Source organism: Actinomadura sp. DC4, from assembly GCF_030406325.1.
In the GTDB taxonomy this organism is placed as follows: Bacteria; Actinomycetota; Actinomycetes; order Streptosporangiales; family Streptosporangiaceae; genus Actinoallomurus.
Genome location: NZ_JAUEQY010000002.1, coordinates 257,863 through 276,876, shown reverse-complemented (window position 1 = coordinate 276,876; position 19,014 = coordinate 257,863). Strand labels below are relative to the sequence as shown.

Here is a 19,014-nt window from a genome sequence, read left to right as displayed (position 1 = left end):
TCAAATCGGCGTGATGCGCCCGCGCGTCGTGCGATCCGCGCGGCCCTGAGGGCTAGCCTCTCCGTCTCGGGGGGAACCAATGAGGCGGAGAGTTCTGTCCGGGCTGTTCGGGGTCGTGCTGGCGTCGTGTGCGACGGCGTCCGCGCGCACCTGTCCACCACCGGCGCGCGGCATCATGTGCCTGCGCCACGCGTCGGCGGCGGTGCCTGGTCGGCCACGCGATCCTGACGCGCTGTCCGCGCCGCGCGTACGGGCGATGCTGCGTGACTTCTCCGCGGCGCTGCGTCGGGAGTACGGCGTGACCGACGAGCGGCGGATCCCTCCGGTCGGGCGGCTCGTGATCCCGGTGCGCTTCCACGTCATCACCGACGGGCGTACCGGCGTGCTGGGCCGGCCCGTCATCGACCAGCAGCTGCGAAGCCTCAACGCCGCGTACGGGGGCACCACCGGCGGCGCCGACACGGGAGTGTCGTTCCGGCTCGTGGCGGCCGACGTCACCACCAGCCAGCAGTGGTTCGAGCGCCCCCACGACAACCAGGTCGCGATGCTGGGCGCTCTGTCTCGTGGCGGCCCCGGCACGCTGAACCTTTTCACCGCGGCGGTCGGCTCGCAGGTGCTGGGCTTCTCCTCCTTTCCCCAGATGTACCGCCTGCGGCCGGGCCTGGACGGGGTGGTCGTCGACTACCGCAGCGTCCCGGGCGGCCCGTTGGAGCACTTCAGCCGCGGCTACACGGCCGTCCACGAGATCGGCCACTGGCTGGGCCTGTTCCACCCCTTCGAGGGCGGCTGCCGCCCGCCCGGCGACGGCGTGGACGACACCCCGTACGAGGCGGTGCCGACCACGAACTGCCCGCTGGTCAAGGACACCTGCCCCGCGCCGGGCACGGACCCGGTGCACAACTTCATGGACTACGCCTGGGACCCGTGCATGACATCCTTCACACCGGGCCAGGGCGTCCGTATCCGCGCCATGTGGGCGGTCTACCGCGCAGGTCAGAGCGGTCGCGTCCTTTAACACGCCCCTCGCGGGTTTCCCGAGATCACACCGTGCTCGGCATGTCCTGTCGGTGCGTCCGGGTAGCCTTTGTTCACCGTGAGCACGTTCGCCGCATCCGACACCCCTCCCGCACTTCCCGGGCGGGCGCCCTGGGGCACCGCCCCGGCGCTGCGCGCCTGGCAGCAGGGCGCCCTGGAGGAATACTTCCGCAACGAGCCCCGCGACTTTCTCGCCGTCGCGACGCCCGGTGCCGGTAAGACGACCTTCGCGCTGCGGCTCGCGGCCGAGCTGATGGGGCGCCGCATCGTGGACCGCATCACCGTGGTCTGCCCGACCGAGCACCTCAAACGCCAGTGGGCCGAGTCCGCGGGCCGGGTCGGCATCAAGATCGACCCGGAGTTCAAGAACGCCCACGGCCGTACGGCCAAGGACTTCGTCGGCGTCGCGGTCACCTACGCGCAGGTCGCCGCGCACCCGGCGCTGCACCGCGGCCGTACGGAGAACCGCAAGACCCTCGTCATCCTGGACGAGGTGCACCACGCGGGCGACGGCAAGTCGTGGGGCGACGCCATCCGTGAGGCGTTCGAGCCCGCGGCACGGCGGCTGGCGCTCAGCGGCACGCCGTTCCGCACCGACATCAACCCGATCCCCTTCGTCCTGTACGAGGAGGGCCCGGAGGGCGTGCGCCGCAGCCGCGCCGACTACACCTACGGCTACGGCCCGGCGCTCGCCGACGGTGTCGTCCGCCCGGTGATCTTCCTGGCGTACGCGGGTGAGATGCGCTGGCGCACGCGCGCCGGCGACGAGATCACCGCGTCGCTGGGCGAGCCCCTCACCCAGGACCAGATGTCGCAGGCGTGGCGGGCCGCGCTCGACCCCAAGGGCGAGTGGATGCAGCAGGTGATCGCCGCCGCCGACCGCCGCCTGACCGAGGTACGCCGCGGCGTCCCGGACGCGGGCGGCATGGTCATCGCCAGCGACCACGAGACCGCGCGGGCGTACTCCAAGATGATCCGCAACGTGACCGGCGCGGGCGCGACCGTGGTGCTGTCCGACGACCCGGGGGCGAGCCGCAAGATCAAGCAGTTCGGCGAGTCCGAGGACCGCTGGATGGTCGCGGTCCGCATGGTCTCCGAGGGCGTCGACATCCCGCGCCTCGCGGTGGGCGTCTATGCCACGTCGACGTCGACGCCGCTGTTCTTCGCCCAGGCGATCGGCCGTTTCGTCCGCGCCCGGCGGCGCGGCGAGACCGCCTCGGTGTTCCTGCCGTCGGTGCCGACGCTGATGGGCCACGCGTCGGAGATGGAGACCGAACGCGACCACGTCCTCGACCGGCGGGTCCGTGAGGACGGCCTGGACGACGACCTGCTGGCCGAGGCCAACCGCAAACGCGACAACCCCGACGTCGGCGAGGAGGTCCCGTTCGAGACGGTCGAGGCGTCGGCCCACTTCGACCGTGTGGTCTTCGACGGCGGCGAGTTCGGCATGGGCGCGGCGACCGGCTCCGCCGAGGAGGAGGACTACCTCGGCATCCCGGGCCTGCTGGAGCCCGAACAGGTGACGAGCCTGCTGAAGCAGCGCCAGGCCGAGCAGCTGGCCAACCAGCGCAAGGAGAAACGAGCGGGCACGGCCAAGCCGGAGGACCGGACGGCCTCGGAGGACCTGCACGCGCTGCGCAAGGAGCTCAACGGCCTGGTCGGCGCCTGGCACCACCGCACGGGCCAGCCCCACGGGGTGATCCACGCGGAGCTGAGACGCTCCTGCGGCGGCCCGCCCTCGGCCCAGGCCAGCGGCGAGGACATCCGCGCCCGCATCGCCAAGGTCCGCGAATGGGCCGCCCGGCCCGTGCCCCGCACCCGCGACTAGGGTCTGTCTCGAAGTCCCCGTTCGTAGCGAGCGTCGTCCAGGCGACGCGCAGCCGGACAGCGGGACGTCGAGAAAGACTCTGGAAGCGACGCCGGCCTACGAGCGGGCCGGGAGCGTGACGGAGTTGACGTGCGTCACGGCGGGGTCGATGCCGTTCATGCGGCCGTCGCAGAAGTCCGACTCCGAGATCTCCTTCACGGCGCCGGCCGGGTCGTAGACGATGATCATGTCGTCGCGGTGGCCGACCATCAGGACGTAGTGGAACTCGCCGTCGTGGCTCAGCTGGCCGGGCGTCGGGGCCAGCAGCACCGGCACCGCGTGGCCCGCGTCGACCGCGGTGATGGCGTCGCGGAGCGCGGGATGGGCGCTGCGCCCGTCGGTGTCGTCCACCCACACCGTGCGATAGTCCCCGCCGGGTACGGCGTGGTTGATCCCGTTGGTCTCGCCCCACGGGCTCGTGCCGGCCGCCTTGGGCCACACGTCGTTCGTCAGGGTGTGCGTGCTCGTCTGTGCGGCCGCGAAGCGCTTCGCGAACTCGGCCGCCGTCAGGCCGTCGCCCGCCTCGTCGGTGGTCAGGCTCAGCCCGTACACCGGATCGTTCATGGCGTGCGCGACCACGATCGCCGTGGAGCCGCACGCGGTCGGGTCCGACTGCTTGATCGGTATGCCGTCGAAGTCGACGTCGCCCGGCGTGTTCGGGTCGATGTTGAGGGCCAGGTGCTGCTTCAGCCAGTTCGAGTCCCTGCCGCGGATCCGGCCGGCGAACGACGTGACGTCGGCGACGGAGTGGCCGGCGACCAGCGCCTTGAGGATGTAGGCCTCTTCCAGCAGCGACGCCGCGTCGGCGAGCATCCCGCGCAGCTTGGCGCGGTCGGCGGGCGGGAGGTCCTTCATCAGCGTCGCGAGGCGCGTGAGCTGCGCGGCCGACAGCACCGCGTTGCCGTGGCGCGGCGTCGTACCGTCCGCGCCGATGTCGGCAAGGACCACGGCGTCGGCCGGCGCCATCCCGGCCCGCACCGGCTCGGCGGTACGGGCCATGGCCCGTACGTCGGCGAACCGCCCGGCGAAGACGTCCGCCGCGTCCAGGGCCTCGTTGTAGACGGCGACGCACCCTCTGATGAGCTCGGCGACGGCTCCGCACCACCGGACGAGGTCGGTGAGGTCGGGGAGCGGCAGGTCGACCCCGAAGATCTTGACGTGCCCGATCGAGTGCATGGCCTCGTGCAGCCGCTGGTAGAGCCGGCCGTGCCGATCCCTGAGGTCCTGCACCGTGCTCGCGTAGGCCTCCAGAGCCTGGGCGGCCGCCGTGAAGGCGATGGTCGTCATGTCGATCAGGTCGCCGGTGTCGCCGACGACGGTGTAGACCCCGGGGGCGACGTCGCTCTTCCAGACGGCGGGCAGCTTCTGGTTCGCCGTGTTGTGCACGTCGGTGGCGATCGGGGCCGCGTCCGAACCGGCCTTGCGGAAGGCCGCCGCCAGCGCGCGAAGCTCACCGGGGTCGCCCGGCGGCGGGTGCGCGGCCGCCGAGATCGCGCCGGCGAGCACCTCGACCAGGTGGGCCGGATCGCACAGCCCGGCGAGCTGTTCGAGCCGGTGGATCAGCGTGGAGATCTGGGCATAGTCACTACTCGACATAATGGCGCTCCCGTAGGCGTCGGCTAGTGACGTTGCACAATGGACAGGTTGACCTGTTCGGCGTCGCGGTGAATGTTTCCCGAGCTCTGGAGCTTTCGGCAGAGCTGTTCAAGAATGGTGACGTAGACGCCGAGCTCCTGTGACCAGGTCTCCTGCGTGTCGGCGAACACCTTCTCGACCTCGGCGAACCCGAATGGACTGCCGCTGGTCTCCGTGGTCGCGGTGTTCCACGTACGGCGCAGGGAGGAGAGCTCGTTCGCGAGCGCACATACGTTAGTGCCGGCTCCGACAATGCCCGCCGAGTTGAATTCCAGGTCGTCCATTCCGGGAGAATATGACATTCATTCGGCCGGCCGCCCGCCGGGGAGCGAGCGGGCGAGGCGGGCGGCGGTCTCGGCGTTCAGCGGGGCGTGCCCGATCAGGAGGCGGTACCAGAGGAGGCCGTACATCTGGTCGACCATGAGGCCGAGGTCGGCGTCTTCGGGGAGTTCGCCGCGCGACCGGCCGCGCTCCAGCAGGCCGTGCAGCTCGGCCCGGCGCGCGGCGGCGAAGGCTCGCAGGCCCTCCGCCGCGTCGTCGTCGCGCAGGGACTCGGCCATCGCCGTACGGAGCAGGGGGCCGTTGCGCTCGACGGCCGCGAACGTCACCGTCAGGAATCCCTCCAGGTCGGCCGAGAGCACGCCCGTGTCCGGGACGGCGGCCTCGCGGCGGGCCTGCTCGACCATCGCCTCCAGCAGGACCGCCCCCTTCGACGGCCACCACCGGTAGATCGTGTGCTTGCTGACGCCGGCCCTCCGGGCGATCGCGTCGACCGAGATGGCCGGGCCGTCCGCGGAGGCGAGCAGGTCGGCGGCGGCGTCGAGCACCGCCTGGCGTACGGCGGGGTTGCGCCGGCGTCCCGTGTGGGGACGGCGTGCGCCGCTCTCAGCTGCCATCAAGCAGGACGATACCACTTGACGGAACTATCGGTTCCGGCAAAGCTTGCCGAAACCATCAGTTCCGATAAGAGGAGTGCCATGACGGCCAAGGACAGGCGCCGCCGCGCCGCCACCTGGTTTCACAAGCGCGTCGCCAACCCGCTAATGCGGCCGCTCTCGCGCTACGTGCCCGGCGGAGCCGTCCTGGAGACCATCGGGCGCAAGAGCGGCCTGCCCCGGCAGACCCCGGTGGGCGGCCGGATCGAGGGCGACTGCTTCTGGATGGTGTCCGACCACGGCCGCCAGTCCCAGTACGTCCGCAACATCGAGGCGGACGCCCGGGTCCGCGTGCGGGTGGGCAGCCGCTGGCGTACGGGCACCGCCCACCTCATGCCCGAGGACGACCCCAGGCAGCGGCTGAGGCGGTTGCCGCGCGCCAACGGCCTCCTCGTACGGCTGCTGGGCACGGACCTGCTCACGATCCGCGTGGACCTCAGTCCCGGGGAGTCAGCCCCGTACGGTCGATGATCTCCTGGACGATCCGCTCGGGCGGGCCGTCGATGGAGACGACGAGAGGGTGCTCCTCGGGCCCCGGCGTCTCCAGGTCCGCGAACTGGCTGTCCAGCAGCTTCTTGGGAAAGAAGTGCCCGTGCCGGGCCGCCATCCGCTTGCCGATCAGCTCGTGGCTGCCGTCGAGGTAGACGAGCCGCAGGTCGGGACGGCCCGCACGCAGCATGTCGCGATATTTGTGCTTAAGCGCCGAGGACGTCACGACGGCCGGCCCGTCCTGTTCCTTCATCCACGTCGCGGTGGCCTCCAGCCAGGGCTTGCGGTCGTCGTCGGTCAGCGGGATGCCGGCGTGCATCTTCTCCACGTTCGCCGGCGGATGGAAGTCATCCGCCTCGGCGTACGTCCAGCCGAGCCGTCCGGCCAGCATCGCGCCGATCGTGGTCTTCCCACTACCGGAGACGCCCATGAGCAGCAAAATCGGGTTACGCATCCCCGAAACGTACCGGGCTCCCTTATGGGGCGACGACCGGTTCCCCGGTCAGCTCGATCCCGGCGTCGCTCATCTCCGTGACGGCGCGCTCGGTCGTCCCCGGCGCCACACCGGCCGTCATCGTGAGCAGCACCCGCGTGGCGAGCCCGGCGCCCCGGGCGTCCAGCGCGGTCGCGCGTACGCAGTGATCGGTGGCGATCCCCACGATGTCGACGCCGCCGACCTCGTTCTTGCGCAGCCACTCGCCCATCGGGGTGCCGTCGTCGGCCGCCCCTTCGAAACCGCTGTACGCCGACTCGCGCTCACCCTTGCTGAACACCGTCTCGATCGGCGCGAGGTCGAGGTTCGGATGGAAGTCGGCCCCGGGCGTGCCGATCACACAGTGCGGCGGCCAGGTGTCGGCGTAGTCCGGATGGTCGGAGAAGTGATCCCCGGGATCCAGGTGGAAGTCACGGGTGGCCACGACGTGGTCGTACTCGTCCCGGTGCGAGGCCACGTACGCCGAGATCGCCGAGGCGACCTCGGCCCCGCCCGTCACGGCGAGCGAGCCCCCTTCACAGAAGTCGTTCTGCACATCAACGATGATCAATGCTCTGCCCATTGCAGCCCCTCCCCAGACTGATCCTCACGAGAGGGAAGCTACCCCGGCAGAACCGGAAACATCAGCGGCCGCGGGCCAAGCTTCCACCGGCCGTGGCCACCTCCACGCAGTCCGACGGTCTTGGGGCTCAGCCGTTCAGGAAGTCCGTCGGGATGGCCGGGTCGCCGCGAGAGAGCTGGAAGGCGCGCGGGGGGAGCTCGGCCAAGGCTCGTTCGTGGCGGGCGCGGGCCTCGGCCAGGGGCTCCCGGCCGATGACCTCGCCGTCTCGTACCAGTGGCCGCAGCAGCGACCGGTCGTACGGGCCGGGTTCGAGTTCGCCCGTCGACACCACCTCGGCGATCGCCTTCCCGTCCTCGCCCAGGTGCCGTACCGCCCACTTGCGACCGCCGCGGCTGGGTTTGCCGACCGAGCGCTTGGCCACCGGCCGTAGCGGGCCCTCCGGCGACTCCGCGCGGGCCACGAGCTTGTACACCAGCGCCGCCGTCGGTGCCCCCGACCCCGTGACCAGCGACGTCCCCACGCCGTACCCGTCGACCGGTGCCGACGCCAGGCCCGCGATCGAGTACTCGTCCAGGTCGCCGGTCACGATGATCCGGGTCTTCGGGGCGCCCAGGGCATCGAGCTGCGCGCGTACCTCGTGCGCCGTCTCGGCCAGGTCGCCGCTGTCCAGCCGTACGGCGCCCAGTTCCGGCCCGGCCAGGTCCACCGCCACCGCGACCGCGCGGGCGACGTCGTACGTGTCGACCAGCAGCGTCGTGTCGCGGCCCAGCGCGGCGAGCTGGGCCTGGAACGCGTGCCGTTCACTGTCGTGCAGCAGGGTGAACGCGTGGGCGCTGGTGCCCGCGGTCGGCACGCCGTACGAGCGGCCGGCCTCCAGGTTCGAGCTGGAGGTGAAGCCGGCCAGGTACGCGGCGCGGGCGGCGGCGACACCCGCCATCTCGTGCGTACGGCGGGAGCCCATCTCGATGATCGGGCGGCCCGACGCGGCGTGCACCATGCGGGACGCGGCGGAGGCGATCGCGGCGTCGTGGTTGAGGATCGACAGGGCGAGCGTCTCCAGGATGACGGCCTCGGCGAAACCCGCCTCCACGACGAGGATCGGCGAGCCGGGGAAGTACAGGTCACCCTCGCCGTATCCCCAGATGTCGCCCGAGAACCGGTACGACGCCAGCCACGACGCCGTACGAGAGTCCACGATGTCGTGAGATGTTAGGAACTCCAGCGACTGATCGTCGAACCGGAACGCCTCCAGGGCATCGAGGAAGCGGCCGATCCCGGCCACCACGCCGTAACGCCGACCGGCCGGAAGATGGCGGGCGAATACTTCGAACACCGCTCGGCGTGCCTCGGTGTCCCCGCCGAGCGCACCCCGCACCATGGTGAGCTCGTAGCGGTCGGTCAGCAGTGCCGTCGTCGAAAGATCCACGAGTGGCAGATTACGGTGAATGTGTGCACGATGATTGAGGGGAGCTCCCGTTAAGGAGGCACCATAGTGAGCACGGCTCCTGTCGAGCTCGATCGACCGGACGCCGCCGAGGACGTACGACCGGACCGTCCGTGGGTGGCGATCGTGTGGAACGATCCCATCAATCTCATGTCATACGTGACGTACGTGTTCCAGGCCGTGTTCGGCTACTCCAAGAAGAAGGCCGAGAAGCTGATGCTGGACGTCCACCACAAGGGACGAGCGGTCGTCTCCAGCGGCACCCGCGAGGAGATGGAGCGCGACTGCGAGATCCTGCACTCCTACGGCCTGTGGGCGACCGTCAAGCAGGACGTGTGATGAACGGCGGCTTCTCCAGTGCCCGAGGCGGCCAGGTCTGCCTGCGCATGGGGGCCGAGGAGGCCTCCGTCGTCCGCCTGCTGGTCGGGCAGCTCCTCGACCTGATCGGCGAGTCGGACGAGTCCGAGACGACCTTCGAGGGCATGCCGGACCTCCGGCTGTCCGACAACACCTCGGTCCCCGAGGACCCGGTCCTGGCCCGGCTGTTCCCGGACGCCTACCGCGAGGACCAGGGCGCCTCGGCGGAGTTCCGGCGCTACACCGAGGGCAGCCTGCGCGAGGGCAAGCGTGCCGCGGCCCAGACCGTCCTGCGGACGCTCGGCGAAGGCGGCACGGTCTATCTGGACCCCGAGCAGGCCCAGGCCTGGCTCCGGGCCCTCAACGATCTGCGCCTCGCGCTCGGCACCCGCCTCGACATCACCGAGGAGACGCTGGAGCAGATGCGGACGTTCGACTGGGACGATCCGCGCAACGCCGGGTACGCCGCGTACGACTGGCTCACCTACCTCCAGGAGAGCCTCGTACGCGCCCTGTGGTGATCGGCCCGAGAGCACGCGTGGATACGCTTTGCCCATGCTGACGATCGAACGCGCCATCGTTGACCAGATCGTCGCGCACGCGCGCGCCGACCACCCCGACGAGGCGTGTGGCGTCGTCGCGGGCGCGGCCGGGTCGGACCGGCCGGCGCGGTTCATCGCGATGGCGAACGCCGAGCGTTCGCCCACCTTCTACCGCTTCGACTCGATGGAGCAGTTCCAGGTGTGGAAGGAGATGGACGACCGCGACGAGGAGCCGGTCGTGATCTACCACTCCCACACCGCGACCGAGGCGTACCCCTCCCGTACGGACGTCTCCTACGCGTCGGAGCCGAACGCGCACTACGTCCTGGTGTCCACGCGGGACGAGAACGAGACCGAGTTCCGCTCGTACCGCATCGTCGACGGCGAGGTCACCGAGGAAGAGGTCACGATCGTCGACTCGGTAGACTGATGCCGTGACGACGACGATGGTGAAACGCCGCGGACGCGGGCGAGTCGTCACCCCTGTGCAGAATTTCCTGTTCGGCCACTCCCGCGCCGAGATCGTCTACGACTGTCACTAAGGCTCATTCCCTCAGGCCTGGAATCCCTGGACGTCTCGCCGCGTTTGCGTGCGATGCCGGGGCCCGTACGACGAATGGAGCACATCGCCATGGCGATCGAGGTTCGCATCCCGACGATTCTGCGTAACTACACCGACGGCGCGAAGGCCGTCGAGGGTGGCGGGGCCACGCTGAACGAGCTGTTCGCCGATCTGGAGGGCCGTCACCCCGGCCTGCGTGAGCGGCTGGTCGACGAAAAGGGCCTCCGCCGGTTCGTGAACGTCTACCTGAACGACGAGGACGTGCGTTTCCTGGGCGGGCTGGACACCGAGGTGTCCGACGGCGACACGGTCACCGTGCTGCCCGCCGTCGCGGGCGGCTGACGTGCGGTTCGACTCGCTGCTCGACTCGCTGGGCCACACGCCGCTGGTCGGCCTGCCGAGGCTGTCCCCGTCGGCCGACGTACGGCTGTGGGCGAAGCTGGAAGACCGGAACCCGACCGGTTCGATCAAGGACCGGCCGGCGTTCTGGATGATCGCCAAGGCGGAGAAGGACGGCCTGCTGACGCCGGGCTGCACGATCCTGGAGCCCACGTCCGGCAACACCGGCATCTCGCTCGCCATGGCGGCCCGGTTGCGCGGCTACAAGATGATCTGCGTGATGCCGGAGAACACCTCGGCCGAGCGCACCCAGCTGCTGAAGATGTGGGGCGCCGAGATCATCCCGTCGCCGGCGGCCGGCGGCTCCAACGAGGCGGTACGGGTCGCCAAGGGACTGGCCGCCGAGCACCCCGAGTGGGTGATGCTCTACCAGTACGGCAACGAGGCCAACGCGCGCTCGCACTACGAGTCGACCGGGCCCGAGCTGCTCGAGGACCTCCCGTCGATCACCCATTTCGTCGCGGGCCTGGGCACCACGGGCACGCTCATGGGCGTCGGCCGGTTCCTGCGCGAGCGGGTGCCGGACGTGGCGATCGTGGCGGCCGAGCCGCGCTATGGCGAGCTGGTGTACGGCCTGCGCAACATCGACGAGGGCTTCATCCCGGAGCTGTACGACGAGTCGGTTCTGACGACGCGCTTCTCGGTGACCTCGGAAGACGCCCTGCGGCGCACGCGCGAGCTGCTCGCCGCCGAGGGGATCTTCGCCGGCATCTCGACGGGCTGCGCGCTGCACGCCGCCCTCGGCATGGCGGCCAAGGCGGTCAAGGCGGGCGAGCGCGCGGACATCGCCTTCGTCGTCGCCGACGCCGGCTGGAAGTACCTCTCCACCGGCGCGTACGACGGCACACTGGACGAGGCCGAAAAGCGCCTCGACGGCCAACTCTGGGCCTAGAAATCGTTCCACTTGTACGAGGGCAGGTCGTAGGGCTCGGCGTCGCTGTTCCACAGGCCGACGAAGGCGCGTTTGGCGTCCGCCGCCGTCTGGTTGGCGTCGTTGATCGTGCCGGTGGCGGGCACGCCGGTGCACCCGACGCTCTCGCCCTTCCGCGCCCAGGTCAGATACTTCTGGTCGGCGGTCAGGGTGCTCTGGACCATGTTCAGCAGCGCCTCCTTGAGTGATTCGCCGTCCGAGAGCGAGTCCGCCGCCAGGGCGGGCGCCTGGCTCGCCTGCTCGTCGCGCTCCTGGACGACCTCTTCGAGGGACGCCTCGTCGGAGGCGAGGTTCGTGCACGAGCCGAGCGTGTCGGGCACCTTCGCGCGGGTGTGCTTGATCGACTCGAGCAGCGTGTTGATCGCGGTGAGCTGGTCGAGCGGGTCGGCGGTGGGCGTCTCGGACTCGGCGGACGGCGTCGGCGTCGGGAGGACCAGGGGCGGCTCCTTGACGGGCCAGTGGGTGTAGGTGTTCACGCCGCCCAGCGTGAGCGCCGACAGGGCCACGAGCGAGACCCCGAGACTCTTGAACCACGTCACCGTGGCGGCGTGCAGCTCCTCATCCTCCGGCGTCGGGTACGCGGGCTCCTCCTCGGGCTCGGGCCGGGGGAACAGCCACTCGCCGCAGTGCGTGCACATCGGGCCGAGTGAGAAGTTTCTGTTGGAACACCACCGGCACTGCATGATCAGCCTCCGCCCTGTTCGTCGTCCGGGGAGTCCGGCTCGTACTCGTCGCCGACCGGCTTGTATCCGTGCCGGATCCTCGCCTGCTCGATCCACTTCCTGCCGTCGGCGGCCACCGCCTCCAGCAGGCTCAGCGCGCCGGTCAGGTCGGCCAGGTCGGGCGTCGCCCGCGGCTCGTCGTCCCCCGGCCGCTGCGGGAGGAGCGCGGCGTCGAAGTTCTCCACCGTGATCACGATCGTTTCGTTGTTGGTGAGCGAGAGGCTGAACCGCTGGCGGAAGATCAGCGAGGACACCTGAGGCGCGCGCTGCTCGCCGTGGGGATGCGGGAGGATGACCTCGCGCCGGCCGTCGTCGAAGCGGATGCCGGACTCCGTGACGTTGGCCGAGGCGATCGCGTCGTAACGGAAGGCCCTGCGGTCCTGGTCGCTCGCGATGCCGGTGGGGAAGTCGAGCTTCACGGCCACCTGGCGCGCCCCGGACATGGTGAGCAGGAACACCCAGACCACGTACGCGGAGAAGCGCGGCTGCCCTCCGACGACGCGGGCGCGGCGGGCGTTCGGCGTCGCCTCGGGCAGGATCGCGTGCGCGATGACGTCGCGGTTCGCCAGCCCGTACTGGTTCATGGCCAGTGTCTTCAAGTAGATCTTGTCGTAGTCCAGCCACCGGGCCATCTCGTCGTCGTCCGGCCGGTCGGCGAGGACGGCGAGCCGCGCCTCGTAGGCCGCCTTCTCCTCGGTGAGGCGGCGCTGGGCCTCGGCCCTCTCGGCCCTGTCATACCTGCGTACGAGACGGACGTCCGCCCGGCCCCAGGCCAGGAAGACGACCCCGATCGCCAGCCACACCACCGTGATGAGCGTGATCCCCGCCTGCGTCTCGCTCGCCTCGGACAGCGCGTAGAACCCCCCGAAGCAGAGCCCGAGGCCGCCCGCGAGGAGGGCCAGGATCTTGAAGGGACGCTCCCGGTCGTCGAGCCCGCCGGCGGACCACTCGCGCGCGGCCTCCGCGGCGTACCAGGCGATCAGCCAGTCGATCGCGCCGAACGCCACCTCGGGCTCGCTGTAGAGGTCGACGATCTCGTTGGCGAGCGTCGACCGGAAGCGCAGGGTCGCCATCCGCCACGCCGACCGCTGCCCGAACGACCGCGGGGCCTGCTTGTCGAACTGCCGCTCGACGCTCTGGCCGACGTGGTCGCTGAACGCCGTCGGCGCGGGCCGTGGCCGCTTGGGATGCAGCGCCGAATAACGGGCCGGGAGCTGCTCCGGTGCGAAGTAGGCGATGAGTGCGCAGGACAGGAGGATGCCGCCCGCGGCGAGGAGGGTCGTCGTCACGCTGCTGAGACCGGCGAGAGTGAACGCCACGCCGAGCCCGGCCAGGCACATGGCGGCACCGCAGACGGTCGCGGTCCGCTCGAAGGGACCCCACTCGGGCCTGCGCAGCACCTTCGGCCGTGGCGCCTCCGGCTCGGGCTCGAAGTACTTCCACACCCGGTGTTCCCGATGGCCGGCCGTACGCTGCGTGCGTACGATCTCGGCGAACCGCGCGTCGAGCCGGTCCTGGATGACTCCGGTGAGGATCAGGTCGAGATGGCGCCGGATCTCGTCGCGCCGGTCGTAGGACAACCGGTCGAACTCGGTGAAGAAGCCGTCGAGTGCCTCCGCGTCGAGCGTGCCGCTGGTCTCCTCGCTCTGCAGGCACGCGATGAGCCGGGTGATCGTCTGACGGGCGCGGCGCCAGTCGTCGGGAGGGCCGTTGCGGCCCAGCCGGCCCGCCCGCTCCAGGTCGGCGAACTCCTCCTTCTCCAGGAGCTCGAAGGACTGGTCGCTCAGCGCCGCGATGGTCCAGTAGTAGGCGACCTCGTTCACCAGGGGATCGCGGGCGCCGTCGGCGACGAGGCCCGCGATGACGGCCTCCTCGATGAGCTGCTTCGCGCGGCGCGGCATCTTGCCGGCGAGGCAGCTCTTGGCCACCTCGTACTTGCGGTCGGGCGGGTCGTCGCCCGCGACCTCGTACCGCACGTCGCCGATGACGGTGCCCTGGACGCCGATGGTGGCGTTGCCCGACGCGGTGTTGGTGGTCGGCTGCTGCCAGGGCCACTTACGGGGCTCGGATGGGCTCATCGCCCGCCCCGGTCACGCCATGGCCCGAAGTCGACGTTGCCCATGACCGTGCCCTGTACCCCGATCTGCGCGTCGTCGTAGGCGTTGTTGACCGTGCCGCCGGTCCCCGGCGTGAGCACCTTCTTGTCCTTCAGCTCCGGCACCAGCCGGGTCAGCTCGACGGCCAGGCGGTCGAGGTCGGCCTCCATGTCGCGGTTGCGCAGCCGCAGGTACTCGCAGACGGCCAGCTCGCTCAGCTCGGCCGGCAGGTCGCTCGCGGCCAGCGGACGCGCCTTCCCGACGAGTACGGGGATCACCCGGACACGGTTGCCGAACGCCTCCAGGATCTCCCGGCGCGTCCAGTCGGCGGCATCGTCGAGCTTCGGCTGCCCCTGCTTGTCGCGTACCTCCAGCCAGCGGGGGCCGATGACGGCCAGGAGGGCGGTGCTCCGGCGGACGGCCGTCACCAGCGCCCGTTCGTAGTCGTCTCCCGGCGGGATGGACTTGCTGGCGCGGAAGAACACGCCCGACTCGAACCGGCGCGACAGCGCGTGTTCGAGCAGCGCCGCGACGTTCTCCTCGTCGCCGGTGCGGTAGTTGACGAAGAACTCGACCATGGTCGGCCTCGCTTCCCTTCTCATCGGGTCACACCTTCGATGTCTGCAGCGACGCGGTGAGCGCCGGAAAGAGCTCGCGTACGGGCGGGTGCTGGTGCCAGCGGGACAGCACCCGCGCCAGCCGGCGCAGGTCGGTCGCGATCGTCGCCGAGCTGACGACGTCCGTGATGGACAGCAGCTCGCCGGTCAGCTCGCACGCGTGGTCGACCTCGCCCGCCGCGGCGTGCGCGAGCGCCTGCCGTACGCCGTACCGGGCGCGGGAGCGGAGGGCCTGCGGCTGGATCCGTGCCACCTCGGCGTCCAGGATCGGGCTTGCCTCCTTCGGCCGTCCCAGCTCGTAGAGACACCAGCCGGTGACCATGGAGACGGGGTCGGTCAGGTTGGTCGGCCCGAGCGCGGAGACCCCCGGAGCGTCCTCGGCCGAGGACAGGAGCTCCCGCGCCCGGTCCAGGCTCCGCAGGCACGCGTCGTAGTCGCCCCCGAGCGCGTGCCCCTGGGCCTCCCGTTGCGCGGCCAGCCCGCGGATCCGGCGCGGAACGCCCGGGCGCACCTGGGCCTCGCGCGCCAGCTCGATCGTCTGGGTGGCGTCGTCGCGGTAGAGCGTCACCAGCGCCCGCCGGATCAGGGCGTAGACCGCCAGGTCGCGGTCCTGGCCGGCCTCGGCCATCGCGACGGCCTGGGCGGTCCACCAGAGGGCGCCGGCGTCGTCGCCGGACTCCTGCGCCATCCAGCCGGCGTACTCGGCGAAGCGCGCCGCGAGGACCAGAAGCTCGTCTCTGACACCGGTGGGCGCCCGTGCCGCCAGGGAGCGGAGTACGTGGGTCTGCGCGATCACCGGAGGGAGGACGACGCCCGGGCTCGCGGTCTGGCCGAGGTTGCGGAACTGGTCGAACAGCGACCGGAACACCTCCAGCGCGGTCGGTTCCTTCGCGGTCGCCGACAGGCCCTGCGTGCTCAGTGCGAAGCCCGCCGGCGACGACGCGGTCATCGCCAGGGCGTCACGCCGGTCCACCGGGCGAAACCAGCTCGTGTCCATCGATGAGAGATTCATCAGCCACACTCCGTCCTCGTCCGTTGTCCCTTCGGACGGCAGCACTTCGGATGGCTTTTCGGCGATGAGCGAGATGAGTGCTCCCCGGGCGTCGAGTTCCGCGTCGCACCGACGCGCCAATTCGACAGAAGGGGATTTGCGTCCAGTCTCGATCTTGCTCAGATGGCCTTTGCTGTAATGCAGCCGATCGCCCAACTCCGCCAACGAAAGTCCAGCCTCCATGCGAATCCGCCGAAGTTCGATACCGAATGCTCTCAGCCGATCGGCCATTGTGACCTCCGTCGCCCGTTGTCAATAATGTAGGCCGCTGTGAAACGCCTGTTCGCGAATGGGACGTGCCCTTCGATGGGCGACCCGCCACCCCGCGCGCGGTGCCCGTACGCGGCGGGAAGGAGGCTCGTGACCTGTGAGGCAGGGCGCCGCGCCGCGGTCGCCGCGGCGCGGGCGAGGGCGGCCGCGGCCGGCCGTGCGGAGGGATTCCGCCGGGTGCTTCCTGTTCCGATCATTGCTGTCATGGATTCCTGGCGAGGGCTCCGGAAGACCTCAATCATGGATGGTGATGGGGACAGTCCGACAAATCATGCCGAAAAAACCCGTTGAGGGGTGAGTCGCCGCGGGGGGTTTCCCGTTTCCTCCTCGAAGAAGCGACTGGAAACCCCATGGTGGGAGCATCTTTCGATGGGTGAACGGTCCGCACTTAGCTGTGGTAAAGGTCGCTCCGAATAGGGGCCGTCAATGGGCAGGCCGCCCGCTGGCGCACGCTGCAGCAACCTGTGGTTGCCATCTCCCCATAGGCAACCTATGGTTGCCACATGAGCGAACCGATGACCCTGGACACTCTGATCGCGCAGGTCCGTACGGGACTGGAGACCGCACCGGTGCTCGACCGGCTCGCGCGGGCCGTCGAGGTGTCGGCGCACGTCAGCGAGCTCGGCGAGAACCTCGTCGGGTTCTACGTGGACGAGGCGCGCCGCGACGGCGTCTCCTGGGCCGACATCGGCACCCGGCTCGGCGTGAGCCGGCAGGCGGTACAGAAGCGGTTCATCCCCAGCGGGGAGTCCGAGCGCCCGGGTTTCTGGGACCGGGCCACCGACGGCCTGCGGGCCGTGGTCGGCGAGGCGCGGGAGGAGGCGCGCCGGCGCCGCAAGACCTACCTCGGCACGGAGCACCTTCTGCTCGCCCTGTCCGCACGCGAGGAGGACCCCGCCAGCCGGGCGCTGGCCGTCTGCGGCGCGGGTCCCGCCATCCTGCGGGCGGCGATCGACGGGCGCGTCGGCATCCCGGCCGGCGACCCGCTGCCCGACGAGACTCCCTTCACCCGGCTCGCACTGACCTCGCTGCGGCACGCGCTGCGTGAGGCGCTGCGCGAGGGCAGCGAGAGTGTGGGCACCGGGCACCTCGCGCTCGGCCTGCTGACGCTCGACGACGGCCTGGCCCACGACGTCATGGTCAAGCTCGGCGTCGACTACGACTCACTGCGTGCGGCGGTGATCACCCAGGCCTGACTCCACCTGCGGGAGCCGGAAAGGTATGGTTCGTACCGAATGCGGTTCTAGATTTCAGGGGTACAGGTATGGGCAGCTTTGACGAGGCCACCGCGGTACGGCGGATCGGCGACGGGCGCTACTCCGCCGAGCTCGACGCCGCGTACGGGTTCGAGCAGGCGCTCAACGGCGGTTACCTGATGGCCGTACTGGCCCGCGCCGCCCTCGACGCGGCCGGTCGGCCGCACCCGATCTCCACCGCCGCGAGTTTCCTGCGGGTGGGCCGTCCCGGCCCCGCCGAGGTGCACGTCGAGTCGCGCAAGTCCGGGCGTACGGCCGACGTGGCGCGCGTGACGCTCGTCCAGGAGGACACCGCGGTGGTCGAGGCCATCCTCACCACCGGAACGCTCGACGGCGACGCCGAGCCGGTCTACTCCGCGGACATCGACGGGCTCCCGCCGCTCGGAGAGTGCGTCCCCTTCGGCAGCGAGCCGGAGTCCGGCTTCGCCGCGCAGGTCGAGCTGCGCTACGACGCGGCGACCATGGGCTGGCTGGACGGGCAGCCCACCGGCCGGCCGGAGATGCGGGCCCACTTCCGGCTGCGCGAGGAGCGCGAGCCGGACGGCGTCCTGCTCGCGCTCGCCGTCGACTCGCTGCCGCCGGTCGTGCTCAACACCGGCGCGTACGGCTGGGCGCCGACGGTCGAGCTGACCTGGCACATGCGGGCCGTGCCCGCACCCGGCCGGCTGTCCCTGCACGGGCACGGCCGCCTGGTCAGCGACGGGTGGTTCGACGAGGACGTCGAGGTCTGGGATTCGCGGGGCCGGCTCGTCGCGCAGAGCCGCCAGATCGCCCGAGCGGGCCGTAACCGGCACTGATCTCCGGCCGCCCGCCGAAAATAACCAATGTGACATGCAGCGCATTGCCTCCGCGGGCCGTGGCGTGTTCTCTAGCCTGTTGGGTCATGTCTGACGCTTCGATCGGGATCTTCGACAGTGGGGTCGGCGGGCTGACGGTCGCCCGCGCGATCATCGACCAGCTGCCCAATGAACCCCTGCTGTACGTCGCCGACACGGCGCGTTTCCCGTACGGGCCGAAGCCGATCGCCGAGGTGCGCGCGAACGCGCTCGAGGTGCTGGACCACCTTGTCGAAGAAGGCGTGAAAATGCTCGTGATCGCATGTAACACTGCAAGTTCCGCGGTGTTGCGAGACGCGAGAGAGCGCTACGAGGTACCGGTCGTCGAAGTCATCCAGCCCGCCGTACGCGCCGCGGTCAGCGCGACGAGCACGGGAAAGGTGGGATTGGTCGCTACTCGTGCGACGGTCACCAGTCGTGCGTACGAAGACGCATTCGCTGCTGCGCCTCATGTGACACTGACAAGTGTTGCTTGTCCGCGTTTTGTGGAGTTTGTGGAGCGGGGCATCACCATGGGCGACGAGCTACTCGACGTCGCAGAAGGCTATTTGACGCCGATTCTCGAGGCGGGCTGTGACACGCTCATCCTCGGGTGCACCCATTACCCCTTGCTTACCGGAGCCATCTCATACGTCGCCGGAGACGGGGTAACCCTCGTATCGAGCGCGGATGAGACCGCCAAGGACGTATATCGGGTGCTGCAAGATCGCCGCCTGGCCCGTGCCGAGGATTCTCCGGAACCCCGACATCGGTTCCTTGCGACAGGGGATCCCGCGCCGTTCGGCGCGCTCGGCCGCCGCTTCCTCGGCCCGGAGATCGGGCTGGTCGAATCCGCACCCGTGAGCATCTCGTTCTCGGCATGAGAACACGCCCGCGGGCCAATGGAGAGGGGAGCGTGGATCCAGGTGGATGACG

Annotated in this window: 21 protein-coding genes; 11 read left to right on the top strand and 10 right to left on the bottom strand. The window is 70.3% G+C overall.

What is annotated here, in order from left to right:
* The first annotated feature begins 79 nt into the window (after window positions 1-79).
* Entirely contained in the window at window positions 80-1,015 is a 936-nt protein-coding gene (locus QWU11_RS03865) for a zinc metalloprotease (protein WP_290103587.1), read from the top strand.
* Window positions 1,016-1,093: 78 nt separating this feature from the next.
* A complete protein-coding gene (locus QWU11_RS03860) occupies window positions 1,094-2,863 on the top strand; it encodes a DEAD/DEAH box helicase (protein WP_290103586.1) in 1,770 nt (589 codons plus the stop codon).
* Between the two features lie 96 nt (window positions 2,864-2,959).
* Here QWU11_RS03860 and QWU11_RS03855 read toward each other — a convergent pair whose 3' ends face one another.
* The 3 genes from QWU11_RS03855 to QWU11_RS03845 are packed head-to-tail and all read right to left on the bottom strand — an operon-like array spanning window position 2,960 to window position 5,433.
* Window positions 2,960-4,498, bottom strand: coding sequence for a hypothetical protein (locus QWU11_RS03855; RefSeq protein WP_290103585.1), 1,539 nt, complete (start codon window positions 4,496-4,498; stop codon window positions 2,960-2,962).
* 23 nt (window positions 4,499-4,521) lie between these two features.
* Window positions 4,522-4,821: a hypothetical protein gene (locus QWU11_RS03850; protein ID WP_290103584.1), complete on the bottom strand. Its 300-nt coding sequence runs from the start codon at window positions 4,819-4,821 to the stop codon at window positions 4,522-4,524.
* Between the two features lie 18 nt (window positions 4,822-4,839).
* Window positions 4,840-5,433 carry a TetR/AcrR family transcriptional regulator gene (locus QWU11_RS03845; protein WP_290103583.1) on the bottom strand — a complete coding sequence of 198 codons (594 nt, stop codon included), beginning with the start codon at window positions 5,431-5,433 and terminating at the stop codon, window positions 4,840-4,842.
* 81 nt (window positions 5,434-5,514) lie between these two features.
* Here QWU11_RS03845 and QWU11_RS03840 point away from each other — a divergent pair, with 81 nt between their 5' ends.
* Window positions 5,515-5,943 (top strand): nitroreductase/quinone reductase family protein, encoded by a 429-nt coding sequence (locus QWU11_RS03840; RefSeq protein ID WP_290103582.1) that lies wholly within the window; start codon window positions 5,515-5,517, stop codon window positions 5,941-5,943.
* On the opposite strand, the gene QWU11_RS03835 is transcribed toward QWU11_RS03840, so the two are convergent.
* From QWU11_RS03835 to QWU11_RS03825, 3 genes are all read right to left on the bottom strand, one after another.
* The gene (locus QWU11_RS03835; RefSeq protein ID WP_290103581.1) at window positions 5,909-6,415 is read right to left on the bottom strand and encodes a gluconokinase; all 507 of its coding nucleotides are present in this window, start codon (window positions 6,413-6,415) and stop codon (window positions 5,909-5,911) included. The two genes, QWU11_RS03840 and QWU11_RS03835, sit on opposite strands and share 35 nt — an antisense overlap.
* A gap of 22 nt (window positions 6,416-6,437) precedes the next feature.
* A complete protein-coding gene (locus QWU11_RS03830; RefSeq protein WP_290103580.1) occupies window positions 6,438-7,016 on the bottom strand; it encodes an isochorismatase family protein in 579 nt (192 codons plus the stop codon).
* A gap of 127 nt (window positions 7,017-7,143) precedes the next feature.
* The gene (locus QWU11_RS03825; protein ID WP_290103820.1) at window positions 7,144-8,451 is read right to left on the bottom strand and encodes a nicotinate phosphoribosyltransferase; all 1,308 of its coding nucleotides are present in this window, start codon (window positions 8,449-8,451) and stop codon (window positions 7,144-7,146) included.
* Window positions 8,452-8,505: 54 nt separating this feature from the next.
* Between QWU11_RS03825 and clpS the strand changes: the two genes are divergently transcribed.
* The 5 genes from clpS to QWU11_RS03800 all read left to right on the top strand — a co-directional run bounded on the left by clpS (window position 8,506) and on the right by QWU11_RS03800 (window position 11,212).
* Entirely contained in the window at window positions 8,506-8,799 is a 294-nt protein-coding gene (gene clpS, locus QWU11_RS03820) for an ATP-dependent Clp protease adapter ClpS (RefSeq protein WP_290103819.1), read from the top strand.
* Window positions 8,799-9,338 (top strand): DUF2017 domain-containing protein, encoded by a 540-nt coding sequence (locus tag QWU11_RS03815; protein ID WP_290103579.1) that lies wholly within the window; start codon window positions 8,799-8,801, stop codon window positions 9,336-9,338. The genes clpS and QWU11_RS03815 overlap by 1 nt, the downstream gene beginning before the upstream one ends.
* A 34-nt stretch (window positions 9,339-9,372) precedes the next feature.
* Window positions 9,373-9,789: a M67 family metallopeptidase gene (locus QWU11_RS03810; RefSeq protein WP_290103578.1), complete on the top strand. Its 417-nt coding sequence runs from the start codon at window positions 9,373-9,375 to the stop codon at window positions 9,787-9,789.
* 201 nt (window positions 9,790-9,990) lie between these two features.
* Window positions 9,991-10,263: a MoaD/ThiS family protein gene (locus QWU11_RS03805; RefSeq protein WP_290103577.1), complete on the top strand. Its 273-nt coding sequence runs from the start codon at window positions 9,991-9,993 to the stop codon at window positions 10,261-10,263.
* Between the two features lies 1 nt (window position 10,264).
* Window positions 10,265-11,212, top strand: a complete 948-nt coding sequence (locus QWU11_RS03800) for a cysteine synthase (RefSeq protein WP_290103576.1) — start codon at window positions 10,265-10,267, stop codon at window positions 11,210-11,212.
* On the opposite strand, the gene QWU11_RS03795 is transcribed toward QWU11_RS03800, so the two are convergent.
* From QWU11_RS03795 to QWU11_RS03780, 4 genes are read right to left on the bottom strand one after another with little or no spacing between them, the layout of a single operon-like run.
* A complete protein-coding gene (locus QWU11_RS03795; RefSeq protein ID WP_290103575.1) occupies window positions 11,209-11,889 on the bottom strand; it encodes a hypothetical protein in 681 nt (226 codons plus the stop codon). The two genes, QWU11_RS03800 and QWU11_RS03795, sit on opposite strands and share 4 nt — an antisense overlap.
* A 47-nt stretch (window positions 11,890-11,936) precedes the next feature.
* Window positions 11,937-14,051 (bottom strand): hypothetical protein, encoded by a 2,115-nt coding sequence (locus tag QWU11_RS03790; protein WP_290103574.1) that lies wholly within the window; start codon window positions 14,049-14,051, stop codon window positions 11,937-11,939.
* Complete coding sequence (locus QWU11_RS03785; protein ID WP_290103573.1) at window positions 14,048-14,671, bottom strand: toll/interleukin-1 receptor domain-containing protein; 624 nt, start codon at window positions 14,669-14,671, stop codon at window positions 14,048-14,050. Before QWU11_RS03785 ends, QWU11_RS03790 begins: the two co-directional genes overlap by 4 nt.
* Before the next feature lie 4 nt (window positions 14,672-14,675).
* Window positions 14,676-15,968: a helix-turn-helix domain-containing protein gene (locus QWU11_RS03780; protein ID WP_290103571.1), complete on the bottom strand. Its 1,293-nt coding sequence runs from the start codon at window positions 15,966-15,968 to the stop codon at window positions 14,676-14,678.
* Between the two features lie 542 nt (window positions 15,969-16,510).
* Here QWU11_RS03780 and QWU11_RS03775 point away from each other — a divergent pair.
* The 3 genes from QWU11_RS03775 (at window position 16,511) to murI (ending at window position 18,962) form a co-directional block, all read left to right on the top strand.
* Entirely contained in the window at window positions 16,511-17,203 is a 693-nt protein-coding gene (locus QWU11_RS03775; RefSeq protein ID WP_290103570.1) for a Clp protease N-terminal domain-containing protein, read from the top strand.
* Between the two features lie 68 nt (window positions 17,204-17,271).
* Window positions 17,272-18,060 (top strand): thioesterase family protein, encoded by a 789-nt coding sequence (locus QWU11_RS03770; RefSeq protein WP_290103569.1) that lies wholly within the window; start codon window positions 17,272-17,274, stop codon window positions 18,058-18,060.
* 86 nt (window positions 18,061-18,146) lie between these two features.
* On the top strand, window positions 18,147-18,962 hold the full coding sequence (gene murI / locus QWU11_RS03765; protein WP_290103568.1) for a glutamate racemase: 816 nt from the start codon (window positions 18,147-18,149) through the stop codon (window positions 18,960-18,962).
* Window positions 18,963-19,014 lie beyond the last annotated feature (52 nt).